This window comes from Flavobacterium sp., assembly GCF_034111225.1.
Lineage (GTDB): Bacteria > Bacteroidota > Bacteroidia > Flavobacteriales > Flavobacteriaceae > Flavobacterium.
This window is the reverse complement of sequence record NZ_JAWUXR010000006.1, coordinates 202,748-219,067: the sequence shown is the minus strand read 5'-3', so window position 1 is coordinate 219,067 and position 16,320 is coordinate 202,748. Positions and strand designations below refer to the sequence as shown.

The following is a 16,320-nucleotide window of genomic DNA, read 5'->3' as shown; positions in this document are numbered from 1 at the left end:
ATTATGTGTGCTGTAAATGGAATTATAAAATGGAATGGAATTACCAATCAAGATCAAGATAAGGTAGCCGCTTCTTTAAAAGAAATGGAATATCGAGGTCCTGATTTTTCGAACTTATATTCCGATTCTAATTGTATTTTGGGCCATAATAGATTGGCTATTTTAGATTTAAATCCCAGATCAAACCAACCTATGTTTTCAGATTGTGGAAGATATACCATTGTTTTTAATGGTGAGATTTACAACTATAAGACAATTAAAAGTGACTTAATACTAAAAGGGTATCAATTCAATAGTGTTTCTGATACCGAAGTTATCTTAAAAGGCTTCATCGAATATGGCAAGGATATCGTTTGTCAGCTTAGAGGTATGTTTGCACTAGTAATTTGGGACAAAGAGTTAAAGGAAGCTTTTGTTGCACGCGATCGGTTTGGAGAAAAACCTTTTTATTACTATAATTTAAACGAAACCTTTGCATTTGCTTCAAACTTAGGAGGTATTGTTCCTTTAGTAGAAGGCGATTTGCAAATTAGCCAACAAGCAATTTATGAATTGTTAAGCCAGCAATATATTGATGTTGAATCTTGTATTTATGAAGGGATTAAAAAATTAGCTGCTGGATGCGCAATGACTATTAATGCTTCAGGAATTAAAATAAAACCGTATTGGTCACCTGATTATAAAGAAAAAAAAGAATTGAGCTTTGAGGAAAATAAAAAACAACTTCATCAATTAATAAGTGCATCAGTAGAAGAACAATTAGAGGCCGATGTACCTGTGGGCTTGTTTTTAAGTGGAGGTACAGATTCTGCTGTAATTGCAGCATTAGCTTCAAAACAAAAAGAAAATATTACTGCTCTAACCATGTCAGTTCCTGGAAATAAAGATTCAGACGAAGCAGCAGCAGCAGCATTTGTTGCTGAAAAATTAAAATTAAAACATAAAATAGTTTCTTTAGATACAAATTGTGTAGCAGATTTACCTTTTGTGTTGCAAAACATAGAACCTTTAGCCGATGCATCATTGTTACCCACATTAGCCATTGCAAAAGAAGCACGAAAGGAGTTTACAGTAATGTTGTCTGGAGACGGTGGGGATGAGATTTTTGGAGGTTATAAGCGTCCATTACAATATGAGGAAAATCCATTTTTCGGAAATTTTTTAACTCGAAATTTAGTACAACTGATTATTAAGAAATCGGACATTCAGCCTTTTCAATTCGTACATAATAAGATTACCGATGCTAGAATATTTAAATGGGCGGGTGTAGAAACACTTTATCATTTAAAATCATTGCCCCATAAACAAACACAAAGACTTTTTAAAACGCCACAAACTTTTGAAAATGTACTTGTAAAAAAATATAAAGAAGCCTCTTTTTTTGCAAATTCAGAGCAAGATAAAATGTTGTATGTAGGTGTTAAGTCTAGTTTAACAGATGATTTTTTATTAAAAATGGACACGGCCAATATGTTTCATTCTGTAGAATCCAGATGTCCTTTTTTAGATCATCGAATTATAGAGTATACTTCTAAAATGACTACTGATCAACTAATGCCAAATGGAATTGACAAAGAACTTTTAAAAAGTATTGGTTCAGAATATATACCTGCTGATTTTTTTAAATTACCAAAGAAGGGTTTCTCAATACCTTATTATGAGTATTTAAAAACGTCTTGGGGAGATGTTTTGATTCGCTTTATGAAAGAAGGAATTTCAGATGAAATGAATTTAATTCATACAGACTCTGTACTTCATCTAATTAATGGTTATAAAATTTCTCCAACTTTTAAAACAGGAAAAATTTTATATAGTATTTTAGTTTTTGAAATATGGTTGAGGGTTTTTCATTTAAAAATGGATCCAGAATCTATAAAATTGATTTAGTCATGAGTAAAACCATCGCCATTATTCCAGCAAGAGGAAATTCTAAACGTTTACCCGGTAAAAACATTAAATTATTTGGAGGTATTCCTTTGCTTGCTCATAGCATTTTGTACGCTCAAAAACATGCTTTTATAGATGAGGTTTATGTTTCCACAGACGATGCTGTAATAAAAAAAGTTGCTTTAGAATATGGCGCAAAAGTGATGGATAGACCAACTTCCCTTTCTGGTGATTTTGAGCCAACAGTAAGTGCTTTAAAACATGTTTTACAAAACATTGAAGAGGATTTTGAAAATGTTGTTTTACTGCAAGTAACTAATCCATTACGTCCACAAAATTTACTTGATGAGGCTTTTTCAATATTCCAAGAAAGAAAATGCGACAGCTTATTTACAGTTTCAAGAGACGAACATAAGTTGGGTAAAATTCAAGAGAGTACCTTCATTCCTTTCAATTATAAAATTGGACAACGCAGTCAAGACTTAGAACCCTTGTATTTTGAAAATGGATTGTTATACATATCGAAGGTAGATTTAATTTTAAATGATATAATTATGAGTAAAAAAGCATACCCTTTAGAAGTAAATCATATTTTTGCAAATATTGATATTGACACACAAGAAGATTTTAATTACGCAGAATATTTATATAATAAAACTCATAACTCATAACTCATTTTATGAATCCGTATATAGAAATTGCAGGAAGAAAAATAGGGGCAGATTTTCCGCCCTTAGTCATTGCCGAAATAGGAATTAACCATGAAGGTTCTTTAAAAGTAGCTAAAGAAATGGTAGATGCTGCATGTAGAGCAGGCGTTGAGGTGGTAAAACACCAAACCCATATTGTTGCTGACGAAATGAGTGGCGCTGCAAAAAAAGTGATTCCAGGCAATGCAGATGTATCTATTTATGAAATTATGGAGCGCTGTTCCTTAAATGAGGCAGATGAATTAGAATTAAAAAACTATGTGGAAAGCAAAGGAATGATTTTCATTTCTACTCCTTTTTCGCGTGCAGCTGCAGAACGTTTGAAGAAATTTGATATACCTGCTTATAAGATAGGTTCTGGGGAATGTAATAACTATCCTTTATTAGAACACATTGCTTCTTTTGGAAAACCAGTAATTTTAAGTACTGGAATGAATACGATTGAAAGTATAACAAAGGCAGTAGCTATTTTCGATAAACACAATATTCCTTTAGCATTGTTGCATACAACCAATTTATACCCAACACCTATACATTTGGTGCGTTTTGGTGCTATGATGGAAATGCATGAAGCTTTTCCTGATAAAGTTTTTGGATTATCGGATCATACGTTGAATAATAATGCGTGTTTAGGAGCGGTGGCTTTAGGAGGTTCTATCTTAGAGCGTCATTTTACAGACCATATGAATCGTACAGGTCCGGATATTGTTTGTAGTATGGACGAGCAAGCTACGAAAGAATTAATAGTCAATAGTGCGGAAATGGCACAAATGCGTGGTGGTACAAAAAAACCAGCAGACGAAGAACAAGTGACTATTGATTTTGCTTTTGCAACTGTTTGTGCAATTGCAGATATAAAAGAAGGGGAAGTTTTTTCAAAAGAAAATATTTGGGTAAAAAGACCAGGTACAGGAAAAATATTAGCAGAACATTTTGAAAGTTTATTAGGAAAAAAAGCTACTAGAAATATAGAAAACGACGAGCAATTAGATTTCTCGGATTTTGAGTAATATTTTTTGTCACGCTGAGCCTGTCGAAGCGTTTTTTTTAGGATGAACAGCAATACAAAGGACTACGATAAGTTCAATCTGATAGTTGAGTTTGTCACGTAAAACTTGTCACGCTGAGCCTGTCGAAGCGCAATCAAAAAATCTTATATTTGCAACACACACTAAAGTATAAAATGCCTAAAAAAATACTATTTCTTACAGGTACCCGTGCCGATTTTGGTAAAATAAAATCATTATTACAAATTTTGGAAGAACACCCAAACTTTGAACCTTTTGTATTTGTAACGGGTATGCATTTGCAAAAAGAATATGGGTATACTTTGTTAGAAGTAGAACGTTGTGGTTTTACTAACATTCATACTTTTGAAAACCATACGCATGAAGCGACAATGGATTTGACTTTAGCTAAAACCATTGAAGGATTATCTGCTTATGTAAAAGAATGTACTCCCGATATGATTGTAATTCATGGCGATAGAGTAGAAGCTTTGGCAGGAGCTATTGTAGGTTCATTAAACAATATATTAGTTGCCCATATTGAAGGCGGAGAAGTTTCCGGAACAATAGACGAGTTAATTCGCCATTCTACCAGTAAAATGAGCCATGTGCATTTTGTTTCTAACACACAAGCAAAGAAACGATTGGTTCAAATGGGAGAGCTAAAAGAGTCTATTTTTACAATTGGTTCGCCCGATGTAGATATTATGTTCTCGTCTGATTTACCCGATTTAGAAACGGCAAAAAAATATTACGAAATTACCTTTGAAAAATATGCAGTTGTCATGTTTCATCCGGTAACAACGGAAGCTACATATATGCAAGAATATGCCAATAATTTTGTGGAAGCCCTTTTAGAAGATACCCATAATTATGTGGTTGTTTTTCCTAATAACGATTTAGGAAGTCGGGCTGTTTTAAAGGCGTATGAGCAATTAAAAAACAATTCCAGATTTAGAATTTTTCCATCGCTTCGTTTTGAATATTTCCTAACCTTATTAAAAAAGGCGCAATTTATAATAGGAAATAGTAGTGCTGGTATTCGGGAGGCACCTTATTACGGTTTACCAATTATTAATATTGGTACAAGACAACAAAATAGGGCAGTCCATACGGATATTATAAATGTAGATTATACCGCAAAAAGTATAACTGATGCGCTTAAAATTATGGATTCTCATAAAGTTCAAAAAACGAGTAATGATTTTGGAAAAGGAAATAGTGCCCAATTATTTTTAAAATCACTTTCAAATCAAGATATTTGGAATTTAAACCATCAAAAACAATTTAGAGATATATAATGCTGTTTAATTCTATTGATTTCGCTATTTTTTTACCAATAGTATTTGTATTGTATTGGTTTGTTACGCAAAAGAATTTAAAACTACAAAACCTATTGATTGTAATAGCAAGTTATGTCTTTTACGGTTGGTGGGATTGGCGTTTTTTATCCTTAATTATATTTAGTACACTTGTAGATTATATTATTGGTGTACTTCTTTCAAAAGAAAAAAGCTTCTCCAAAAGGAAGATGTATTTAGGTATAAGTATTGTAGTAAATCTTGGTTTTCTTGGTTTTTTCAAATACTATAATTTTTTCTTAGATAATTTTATAACAGCATTTTCTTTTTTCGGACAATCCATTTCAAGGAGTGGCTTAAATATTATATTACCTGTTGGTATTAGTTTTTATACCTTTCAAACACTAAGTTATTCAATTGATGTGTATCGAAAAAAATTAGAACCCACTAAAGATTTTATTGCCTTTTCTGCGTTTGTGTGTTTTTTTCCACAATTGGTAGCAGGGCCTATAGAACGAGCTACAAATCTATTGCCTCAATTTTATAAAAAAAGGCAATTTGAATATGAAAAAGCTGTAGATGGCATGCGACAAATTCTATGGGGTTTATTTAAAAAAGTGGTAATTGCAGATAATTGTGCAATATTGGTTAATACAATTTTTGAAAACCAAGAGAGCTATTCTGGAAGTTCTTTGTTAATAGGAGCTTTTTTATTTTCTTTTCAAATTTATGGGGACTTTTCAGGCTATTCTGATATTGCAATTGGTACGTCAAGATTATTCGGATTTAATTTAATGCAAAATTTCGCATTTCCCTATTTTTCTAGAGACATTGCTGAGTTTTGGCGACGTTGGCATATCTCTTTGTCTACTTGGTTTAGAGACTATTTATATTTTCCATTAGGAGGTTCAAGAGGTACTGTTTTTAAAACGGTTATTAACGTGTTTATCATATTTTTAGTAAGTGGTTTTTGGCATGGAGCAAATTGGACGTTCATTGTTTGGGGATTTGTAAATGTCTTGTTTATTATCCCTTCTGTAATATTCAAAACAAACAGAAATAATTTAGAAATTGTAGCACAAAACTCTATTTTACCAAAATGGTATGAAGTACTACAAATAATAACAACTTTTGTTATTACCGCACTAATTTGGGTGTTTTTTAGAGCTAAAAACCTAACGGAGGCTTTTTATTATTTGTCAAAAATATTTAGCGCATCGTTATTTCAAAAACCAATAATTAATTCTAATTATATTACTATAAAATGGCTTCTAATATTGTTGCTTTTTTTAATGACAATGGAATGGTTGGGTAGAAAAGGAAAACATGCTTTAGAATCAATTATTCCAAACTGCAATGGATATTTACGCTGGTTATTCTACTTAATGATAATTTTAATGTTGGTTTATTTTGGTGCGAAAGAACAGAGTTTTATCTATTTTCAATTTTAAAGAATGAAACAATTTATAATAAAAACATTTTTTTTCTTGACTTTAACACTGATGTTTTTCGGTGCTATTATTTTTTCGTCTAATTTGTTAATTAGTAACGAATCTAATTTCATTATAAATCAGGGTGTTGAAAATATTATCTTAGGCCATTCTCACCCTGAAGAAGCATTTAATGACTCATTAATTCAAAAGGCACAAAATTTTGCTAGAGGAGGGGAGCAATATTTTTACACTTATTTAAAGGCTAAAAAGTTAATAGAATCAAATCCTAACATAAAAGTTGTGTTTTTAGAATTGACTAATAATCAGCTATCTCCAGAGATGCGTGTATGGATTGAGGATTTTCAAAAGAATGTTGTTAATATTCCTAATTACTCACCAGTAATGGATTTTAAGGATCATTTATTTGTATTTCAAAAAAACCCGTTAGCTTATATTAAGGCACAAGAAATTGTAATAAAAAAGAATTTAAATTTTACTTTTTTAGAAAAAAAAGATATTTTTAAACAGAGAGATTGGGGTAGTTTCTATGCAAATCCTAGAGAAAAAGCAGATTCTATAATTAAAAGCATTGAAAATGATAAAGAAAAAAAGCCCTCATTTACGGTTCAAACAGATGACATAAACCTTGTTTTTATTGATAAAATAATTAAGTTATGTAAAAAAAATGAGGTTAAATTGTATTTAACCAGATGTCCTCAACATATAAAATATCCATTTTATGGAAATGAAAATGAATTAAAAAAAATAATTGCTACTAGATATTCTTCAATTCCATTTCTTGATTTTAATAGTTTTTATTTATCAAATAATGATTTCGCAGATTTAGAGCATTTAAATTATAAAGGTGCTGGAAAATTTTCATTGTTTTTTGATTCTTTACTTAAGAAAGGGTTAATTGAAAATTCGAATCCGGAACAAATGGTACAAGATGAAATTTTAAAACATAATGCAATTAAATAGAGGTGTGCTAATTTCTTAAATAATTTCTCATTTCAAAGAAATTCCCGATATTTGGAAGCTAAACCATCAAAAATAATTTAGAGATATTTAATGTTATTCAATTCAATAGACTTTGCAATATTTTTACCAATCATTTTTATACTGTATTGGTTTGTAACAAATAATAATTTAAAAAGGCAAAATCTTTTAATTCTTATTGCTAGTTATCTATTTTACGGTTGGTGGGATTGGCGTTTTTTATTCTTAATCATCTTCAGTACTATATTAGATTATATTATTGGTATATTACTTTCAGAAGAAGAAAATGCAGCAAAAAGGAAATTTTATCTAGGAATAAGTATTGTAGTAAATCTTGGTTTTTTAGGCTTTTTCAAATACTATAATTTTTTCTTAGATAATTTTGTGTCAGCGTTTTCTTTTTTCGGGCAATCCATTTCAAGCAGCAGTTTAAATATTATATTACCCGTAGGAATAAGTTTTTATACCTTTCAAACGCTTAGTTATTCTATAGATGTGTATCGAAAAGAATTAAAATCAACTAAAAATTTTATTGATTTCGCAGCCTTTGTTGCTTTTTTTCCACAATTAGTTGCAGGGCCAATTGAAAGAGCATCCCATTTATTGCCTCAATTTTATAAAAAAAGAACTTTTAATTATTTAAATGCGGTTGAAGGAGTTAAGTTAATAGTTTGGGGGCTTTTTAAAAAAATAGTCGTTGCAGATAATTGTGCCTTTTTTGCAAATAAAATATTTGATAATCCCGAATTATTTTCTTCAGGAGAACTTTTCATAGGAATGATCTTTTTCTCTTTTCAAATATATGGGGATTTCTCAGGTTATTCAGATATTGCAATTGGAATATCTAAATTATTTGGTTTTGATTTAATGATAAATTTTAAATTTCCCTATTTTTCAAGGGATATTGCGGAATTTTGGCGAAAATGGCATATTTCTTTATCTACGTGGTTCCGAGATTACTTATATATCCCTCTTGGAGGGTCTAAGGGGAGTAAACGAATACAAATTAGAAATGTTTTGATAATCTTTTTGGTAAGCGGTTTTTGGCATGGAGCGAATTGGACATTTTTAGTTTGGGGATTGTTTCATGCTTTATTGTTTTTGCCTTTGTTACTCCTTAGTAGAAATAGAACAAATCTTGCAACAAAAAAAATAAATTTTTCAGATGTATTAAAAATGATCTATACTTTTCTATTAGTAAGTATTGGTTGGGTTTTTTTTAGAGCAAATTCAATTGCAGAAGCATTGTTGTATTTGTATAATATGTTGTCATTTAAGACGTTTGGTTTTCAATTTTTTTATAAATCAAATGCTCACGTTTTAATTTTTGCAATTAGTATTTTTTCCGTTTTTATTTTAACAGTAAGGGAGTTTTATTGGAATTTTAAAAGAAAAGAAACCCCAAATATTTCTACATTTGAAGCAGTAACTTTAATCATTCTTATTTTCTTCATGGGCAGTTTTAAAAATCAAATGGATTTTATTTATTTTCAATTTTAATGAAAAAATTTATACAAAAAATATTTTTTTATTTTTTCCTTATTTTAATTTTAGGAAATGGAATAGCTTGGGTCTCACTATACTCTTTAGGTAAGTCTAATTTGTATAAACCGCAGTTTTTGAAAAATGGGGTAAAGGAAAAATATTTTGATTATGTGATTCTGGGTTCTAGTACGGGATTAACAACTTTAAACTCAAAATTAATTGACTCAACACTTAATACAACGGGTTTAAATATAAGCATGGACGATTCATCATTAAATTCCCATTATTTAATGCTGCAATACTTTTATGCATTAGGAAAAAAAACTGAAACTTTAGTTTTAGCTATAACTCCATGGGATGTAACAAATAAAGCACCCAAATTAAATAATAATGATTACCGATTCTTAAGTGAAATTCAGCAGAATGTCGTTTTTGATTACTATTCGGAAATAGAGTCAGCTGATTTTCCAATTTTACAGTATTCTAAATTTTTACCAATTTTAGGTGTGAGTTATTATAATAATGAACTGTTTTATCCTTCTTTTTTTACTTTTGTGAAGCCAGAAAAAAGAAATCGTTTCGATGATAAAGGGAATTATAGCTACCCTAATTTAGGTGCCCCTTCAAAGGAAAATGAAGATGCAATACATTTAGATTTTCAAAACCCATATTTTTTTAAAATTGTAGATTTTTGCAAAAAAAAGAATATTAAATTAATTTTATATCAATCGCCATTATATAAAAAAAATATTTTAACTTCAGGAAACTATACGATTATAAATCACTCAAATTTAATAAAAGACAATACGCTATTTTATGATAATTTGCATGTAAATAAAAAGGGAAGAGTATATTGCTCAGAAATTTTTGCGAAACAATTTATTCAATTAAAAAATGTAAACCTTAAGTAATTATTTTATTTTCGAAAAAATGATAATACTATTTTATAATTTAGAGATGTATAATGCTATTTAATTCTATTGATTTCGCTATATTTTTACCCCTAGTTTTTGTACTCTATTGGTTTGTAACCCAAAAGAGTTTAAAACTACAAAATGCATTAATTGTAATAGCAAGTTATGTGTTTTACGGTTGGTGGGATTGGCGTTTTTTATCACTAATCATATTTAGTACCTTAGTAGATTATGTTATTGGAGTATTGCTTTCAAAAGAAGAAAACCTCACAAAAAGAAAACTCTATTTAGGAATAAGCATCGTCGTAAATCTTGGTTTTTTAGGCTTCTTTAAATACTATAATTTTTTCTTAGATAATTTTATAACTGCGTTTTCATTTTTCGGACAATCCATTTCAAGCAGTAGCTTAAATATTGTATTGCCAGTAGGCATAAGTTTTTACACTTTTCAAACTTTAAGTTATTCTATTGACGTTTATAAGAAGAAATTAGAACCAACTAAAGATTTTATTGCATTTTCAGCATTTGTATGTTTTTTTCCACAACTAGTTGCAGGGCCTATAGAAAGAGCAACAAACCTATTACCTCAGTTTTATAAAAAAAGAAAGTTTGATAATAACCAAGCAATAGATGGGATACATCTTTTTTTATGGGGTTTGTTTAAAAAAGTAGTTATTGCAGATAGTTGTGCAATGTATGTAAATACAATTTTTGAAAATTATGAATCATTAAATTCATTGAGTTTATTGCTTGGCGCTTTTTATTTTGCATTCCAAATTTATTGCGATTTTTCAGGGTATTCAGATATGGCAATTGGATTGTCTAAATTTTTTGGTTTTAACTTAATGCAAAACTTTAACTTCCCATATTTTTCAAGAGACATTGCAGAATTTTGGCGCCGTTGGCACATATCTTTGTCTACTTGGTTTAGAGACTATGTTTATATACCTTTAGGAGGGTCAAAAGGAAGTAAGTGGAAGCAAATTAAAAATGTATTCATCATTTTCTTAGTAAGTGGTTTTTGGCATGGTGCAAACTGGACTTTTATAATTTGGGGAGCAATTAATGCACTGTTTTTTATTCCATTGCTAATAACAAAAAAGAATAGAGCCAATATAGATATAGTGGCTGAAAAGAGTAAATGGCCAAGTGGACTAGACTTGTTTAAAATGGTCTATACTTTTAGCATCGTAACACTTGCTTGGATTTTTTTTAGAGCAAAGTCTGTTGCTATAGCAATAGATTATCTCGTTAATATTTTTAGTTTTAATTTTAAAGGAGGTGTAAATTACCTTTCAATTGAACGATATGCAATAGAAAACGGGCTACTTATATTTGGGTTTGTTGTTTTAGAGTGGTTGTCTAGACGAAATACACATCCTTTTTTTGGAAAGCATAAAATTTTTAAATTAGGAATAGTTTTATTAGCATTATTTGTATTTGGGGTGTATTCACAAGCAACAGATTTTATTTATTTTCAATTTTAATGAAGAATTTTTTTACATATATAATAAAAATCATACTTGTTTGTATTTTAATGCTAGCTGTTTTAGATATTGTATACACTTTTGCATTTGAAAATTGCATCCCAAGAAATAAATTGCAATTTACTCTAAAAACAAACAACAAAAAGTATACAAATGTATTTGTAGGATCATCTAGAGTTGCAAATCATATTGATGTTAAATATTTAGATTCTATTTCGGGAGGGAAAAATTTAAATTTAGGAGTAGAGGGTGCTACTTACGGCGATAACCTTTTAATGTTGAAATTGTTTATTGAAAATGGAAACAAAATGGATCGTATTTTTTTGCAATTAGATCATTTTTACGAACAAAATGAAATGGCGGCTATTGCAAATTCAGATGCATTGCCTTTTATTCGGAATACTATTGTAAAAGAACATTTTAAAAAATACGATACGCAATTTAATGCATATTATTACTACCCTTTTTATAGATACCAATCGGCAGACTTTAAAATTGGGTTTAGAGAATTTTTTATGTCTGCGATTAATAAAAAGCCAAGAATTGACATGAATTATGGCTACATTCCAAAATTTGAAAAAAGTGACCTAACTGTCTATGAAAGGTTTCCTAATACTGTAACAGAAAAAAATGTTTTTGTGGAGGAAATAATCGATTTGTGTATGGAAAGGAAGATTAAATTAATTCTATTTTGTGCACCATTTTGCTCGTACACTAAAGATTTTACTTATATTCATAAATTAAAAATAAAATTCCCGTTGCTAAATGATTATTCAACAAGTATAAAGGATACTGATTTTAGTAATTGTAGTCACTTAAATAATAACGGAGCTAAGATTTTTACCCATTTAATTTTTGAAAAGCATTTAAAGAATGAATACTAGAAACAAAATACTTTTATTATTTCCAGACGGAGTAGGAATTAAAAATTATCTCTATACAGATGTTTTTGATACTTCAAAAGAGGAATTAGTACTGTTTCATAATTTTGATGCTAATACAGAAAAAGAAATTTCTAAAATCACAAACATTAAAACACTCTTAAAAATCCCAAGGTATAGTGAATCTATAATGGAAAAATTTTTAAGAGAACTTATTTGTTTGCTTAGATTGAAAAACAATGCGACTAAAACCCAAAATCCAACTATTCTTTCGAACTGGAAAAAAAACCATAGTAGCTTCAAAAATAAAATATTTTATAAGACAATTGAATTTTGTGCCAAATTCAGTTCTAAGTACGCTCACATAGTAGCATTAGAAAATAAATACCAAGAAACAATAAGAAATACTTCCTTTTATAAAGAAGTAAAGGCTATTTTGAAAAATGTTGAGCCAGATGTTTTGTTTTGTTCACACCAACGTGGAGTGCAATGCGCTACTGTTTTTGCAGCGGCTAAAGATTTAGGCATTAAAACAACTACGGTTATTTATTCATGGGATAATTTGCCAAAAGCTCGTTTAGCCTTAAGGGCGGACCAGTATTTAGTGTGGTCTACTTATATGAAAAACGAAATGGAGTTGTATTATCCAGAAATAGACAAAAACTCTTTAGTGGTATCGGGAACACCCCAGTTTGAATGTTATCAAAATCAAAAAAATATTATTCCTAAAGCTGTTTTTTTTGAAAAATACAATATGGATGTCAATAAGAAAATCATCTGTTTTTCAGGTGATGATGCCCTTACCTCTCCCGATGATCCAAAATATTTAGACGACTTAGCTTTTGAGATTGCCAAGGCCAATTTACAAGATAAATATCAAATATTATTGCGCAGGTGTCCAGTTGATCTTTCGGGTCGTTATGATAGTGTAGTGAATAAATATTCTGATTTAATAAAAATGGCACCACCCTTATGGAACTTCAATAAAAGTAATAACTGGACTACTATATATCCACTTAGAGAAGATGTGAAATTACTTGTCTCTACAGCCTTTTATTGTGATATAGTGGTTAATGTAGGTTCTACTATGGCTTTTGATTTTGGCATGTTCAATAAACCTTGTGTGTTTATAAATTACGATCAAGAGAATCAAGTTGATCCAAATTGGTCTGTGGAAAAAATCTATCAATTACAACATTTTAGGAGTATGCCAAATACTGCAGCGGTATATTGGTGGTCTCAGAAAGAAGAAATAATAGAGCTTTTAGAAAAATCCAATTTTAATAAATCCATGTCAGACTGGACGAATACAATTTTAGGAGATTATGAGAATGCATCTAAAAGAATTATAAATAGTATAAATAAGAAATAATGCACATTTGTTTCCTAACCAATGAATATCCTAAAGAAGGGTTTCCGCACGGAGGCCTTGGTAGTTTTGTCAAGACTATTGCTCAGGCCTTGGTAGAAAAAGAAATTCAAGTAACGGTTATTGGATTAAATTACACAAAGCATTCAGAAAGAGTAATAGAAAATGGAATTACCATTATTCGTTTAAAAAAGAGTAAAGTAAAAGGATTGGCTTGGTTTTTTAATTCAAAAAACATAGGAAAAACCATTGCTGAAATTCATAAAAAAAACCCAATTAATATAGTAGAAGGAGCCGAATTAAGTTTTGCTTTTTTACCTAAAATTAAAGGCATAAAATATATCATAAGATTACATGGTGGACATCATTTTTTTGCAGAGGGTGAAAATAGAGGTATTAATTGGTGGAAAGGATTTCAAGAAAAACGCTCGTTTAAAAAAGCAGATGCTTTTATAGCAGTATCCAATTATGTAAAAGAGCATACAGCAAAATATTTAAGCTATAATGATAAGGTTATAGAAGTAATTTTTAATCCAATTAACAGCCAATTATTTCAACCTCAAGACATAGCAATTGAAATAAACAATATCACCTTTGCCGGAACTATTTGCGAGAAGAAAGGTGTTCGTGATTTGATTCAAGCTTTTCCATTGGTAAAAGAAAAATTTCCAAATGTTATTTTGAATCTTTACGGAAGAGATTGGTTTTTTTCGGATGGCAGTTCTTATATGAGAATGCTACAAGAAGTAGAGTTGCCTAAAATAAGTCCTTTTGATAAGGATGTTGTTTTCCACGGAAGTATAGATTATGATCAAATTCCAGAAGCTTATGCAAAGGCAGCCGTTTGTGTATTCCCATCTCACATGGAAACATTAGGACTTGTAGCTCCAGAAGCTATGGCTATGGAAAAAGCAGTTGTTTTTACACAATTAGGGCCAGGACCAGAAGTAATTGAAGACGGAATAACGGGCTTATTATGTAATCCACATGATCCTATAGATATTGCTTGTAAAATTAATCGAATTTTGAGCGACCCTGATTTTGCAAATCAATTGGGTAAAAAAGCAAGAATTGCTGTCTTAAATAGTTTTGAAAGTGCTATTTTAGTGGAAAAGAATATACAGTTTTATAAAAATTTAATTTAGAGTATGTCAATATTCCATTTCATTTCGTCCGATTATAAAAAGTATAAAAAATACGGTGGAAACTTCATAACCATTTTGTTCTTTACACAAGGGTTTTGGGCCGTTTTTCAATATCGTGTGGCCAATAGCGTATATAAGATGAAAATACCCATAGTGAAGCAAGTACTACAACTCTTTTGTATGCTATGGCAAAAGGGGGTAGAAATAACAACGGGAATTTCTATACCAGCTTCGGCACAAATTGGACATTCTTTTTACATTGGTCATTTTGGAGGAATTATTTTAAATGGTAATACGCGCATTGGAACCAATTGTAATATTGCTCAAGGTGTTACCATAGGAGTTTCAGGTTTAAAAGAAAAAAGAGGAGTTCCCATAATTGGTAACGATGTGTATATAGGAGCAAACTCAGTTTTGGCAGGTAAAATCCATATAGGGGATAAGGTATTAATTGGTGCATGTAGTTTAGTAAATACAAATGTTGAGTCTAACAGTGTAATGATGGGTGTACCTGCAATAAAAATTTCGGATAAAAGTTCTGAAGGATATATTTAATATGAGATTAGTTGTTATTTCCTCCGCGCCTGTAGTCATTCAAGAAAACGAGAAATTTCTTTATGCACCTTATGAAAAAGAAATGCAGTTATGGGTGAAATATGCAAACGAATCTCAGTTTTGTTGCCCAGTATGGAAAGATGATAAAAAACTATTAATCACTAAAGTGTCTTTTCCAATACTTCCTATAATTGAACTAAAAGAGTTTGATGTACTTTCTTTAAAAAATGCATTCTCAGCAATTTCAAAAATTTTAAACAATCTATTTGTTATATATAGTGCAATGCAGCAAGCCGATCATATTCATATACGTTGCCCTGGTAATATTGGCTTATTGGCGTGTTTTGTTCAAATATTTTTTCCAAATAAAAAGAAAACAGTAAAATATGCGGGTAATTGGGATCCGAAATCTAAACAACCGTTAAGTTATCGTATTCAAAAATGGATTTTATCCAATACTTTTTTTACTAAAAACACAAAAGTTTTAGTATACGGTAAATGGAAAAATAGTTCAAAAAACATAAAACCTTTTTTTACAGCTACCTATACTTCTAATGATATGAAGCCCATTCCTTTGAGGAGTTTTAATGAAAGAATTGAGTTTGTATTTGTAGGAATGCTTTCAGTAGGTAAACAACCGTTATATGTAGCGGAATTAATAAAAGTATTAATCTCAAAGAAAATTAATGTTAGATTGAGGTATTTTGGAGAGGGAGTTTTAAAGGATGATATTTTACGCTTTGTTAATAAGAATAAACTGCAAAGTTTTATTTTTTTAGAAGGAAATCAACCAAAGGAAGTAGTAGAAAAAGCCTATCAAGAAAGTCATTTTTTAGTTTTACCGTCTAAAAGCGAAGGTTGGCCAAAAGTTGTTGCTGAAGCTATGTTTTGGGGTTGTGTACCACTTGTTTCAAGTGTTTCATGTGTGTCGTATATGTTGAAGGACAATGAAAGAGGCGTCTTGTTAACTGAAGATTTAGAGAAAGATATTGATAAATTAAATGCTCTTATTTCAAATGAAGATCAATATTTTGAAATGGCAACATTGGGTATGAATTGGTCAAGAAAATTTACAATGGATAAATTTGAAAATGAAATACAAAAACTTCTTTTAAAATAATTTCAAAACACTATAGCATTACTTATT

At 30.1% G+C, this 16,320-nt stretch carries 14 protein-coding genes; all 14 read left to right on the top strand.

What is annotated here, in order from left to right; genetic code table 11:
- The first annotated feature begins 3 nt into the window (after positions 1–3).
- Positions 4–1,887 (top strand): asparagine synthase (glutamine-hydrolyzing), encoded by a 1,884-nt coding sequence (gene asnB, locus UXY25_RS03045; protein WP_320814527.1) that lies wholly within the window; start codon positions 4–6, stop codon positions 1,885–1,887.
- Positions 1,888–1,889: 2 nt separating this feature from the next.
- Entirely contained in the window at positions 1,890–2,558 is a 669-nt protein-coding gene (locus tag UXY25_RS03040; RefSeq protein WP_320814526.1) for an acylneuraminate cytidylyltransferase family protein, read from the top strand.
- A gap of 8 nt (positions 2,559–2,566) precedes the next feature.
- Positions 2,567–3,607, top strand: a complete 1,041-nt coding sequence (gene neuB / locus UXY25_RS03035; protein ID WP_320814525.1) for an N-acetylneuraminate synthase — start codon at positions 2,567–2,569, stop codon at positions 3,605–3,607.
- A gap of 173 nt (positions 3,608–3,780) precedes the next feature.
- Positions 3,781–4,905, top strand: a complete 1,125-nt coding sequence (gene neuC / locus UXY25_RS03030) for a UDP-N-acetylglucosamine 2-epimerase (protein ID WP_320814524.1) — start codon at positions 3,781–3,783, stop codon at positions 4,903–4,905.
- Positions 4,905–6,356, top strand: a complete 1,452-nt coding sequence (locus tag UXY25_RS03025) for an MBOAT family O-acyltransferase (protein ID WP_320814523.1) — start codon at positions 4,905–4,907, stop codon at positions 6,354–6,356. Before neuC ends, UXY25_RS03025 begins: the two co-directional genes overlap by 1 nt.
- A gap of 36 nt (positions 6,357–6,392) precedes the next feature.
- A complete protein-coding gene (locus UXY25_RS03020; RefSeq protein ID WP_320814522.1) occupies positions 6,393–7,319 on the top strand; it encodes a hypothetical protein in 927 nt (308 codons plus the stop codon).
- A 90-nt stretch (positions 7,320–7,409) separates the two neighbouring features.
- Positions 7,410–8,837, top strand: coding sequence for an MBOAT family O-acyltransferase (locus UXY25_RS03015; RefSeq protein ID WP_320814521.1), 1,428 nt, complete (start codon positions 7,410–7,412; stop codon positions 8,835–8,837).
- Between the two features lie 119 nt (positions 8,838–8,956).
- Positions 8,957–9,733: a hypothetical protein gene (locus UXY25_RS03010; RefSeq protein ID WP_320814520.1), complete on the top strand. Its 777-nt coding sequence runs from the start codon at positions 8,957–8,959 to the stop codon at positions 9,731–9,733.
- A 53-nt stretch (positions 9,734–9,786) separates the two neighbouring features.
- The gene (locus UXY25_RS03005) at positions 9,787–11,223 is read left to right on the top strand and encodes an MBOAT family O-acyltransferase (protein ID WP_320814519.1); all 1,437 of its coding nucleotides are present in this window, start codon (positions 9,787–9,789) and stop codon (positions 11,221–11,223) included.
- The gene (locus UXY25_RS03000; RefSeq protein WP_320814518.1) at positions 11,223–12,107 is read left to right on the top strand and encodes a hypothetical protein; all 885 of its coding nucleotides are present in this window, start codon (positions 11,223–11,225) and stop codon (positions 12,105–12,107) included. The genes UXY25_RS03005 and UXY25_RS03000 overlap by 1 nt, the downstream gene beginning before the upstream one ends.
- Positions 12,097–13,476: a hypothetical protein gene (locus UXY25_RS02995; protein WP_320814517.1), complete on the top strand. Its 1,380-nt coding sequence runs from the start codon at positions 12,097–12,099 to the stop codon at positions 13,474–13,476. Before UXY25_RS03000 ends, UXY25_RS02995 begins: the two co-directional genes overlap by 11 nt.
- Entirely contained in the window at positions 13,476–14,618 is a 1,143-nt protein-coding gene (locus tag UXY25_RS02990; RefSeq protein WP_320814516.1) for a glycosyltransferase family 4 protein, read from the top strand. The genes UXY25_RS02995 and UXY25_RS02990 overlap by 1 nt, the downstream gene beginning before the upstream one ends.
- A gap of 180 nt (positions 14,619–14,798) precedes the next feature.
- A complete protein-coding gene (locus tag UXY25_RS02985; protein WP_320814515.1) occupies positions 14,799–15,173 on the top strand; it encodes a serine acetyltransferase in 375 nt (124 codons plus the stop codon).
- 1 nt (position 15,174) lies between these two features.
- Positions 15,175–16,293 carry a glycosyltransferase gene (locus UXY25_RS02980; protein ID WP_320814514.1) on the top strand — a complete coding sequence of 373 codons (1,119 nt, stop codon included), beginning with the start codon at positions 15,175–15,177 and terminating at the stop codon, positions 16,291–16,293.
- Positions 16,294–16,320 lie beyond the last annotated feature (27 nt).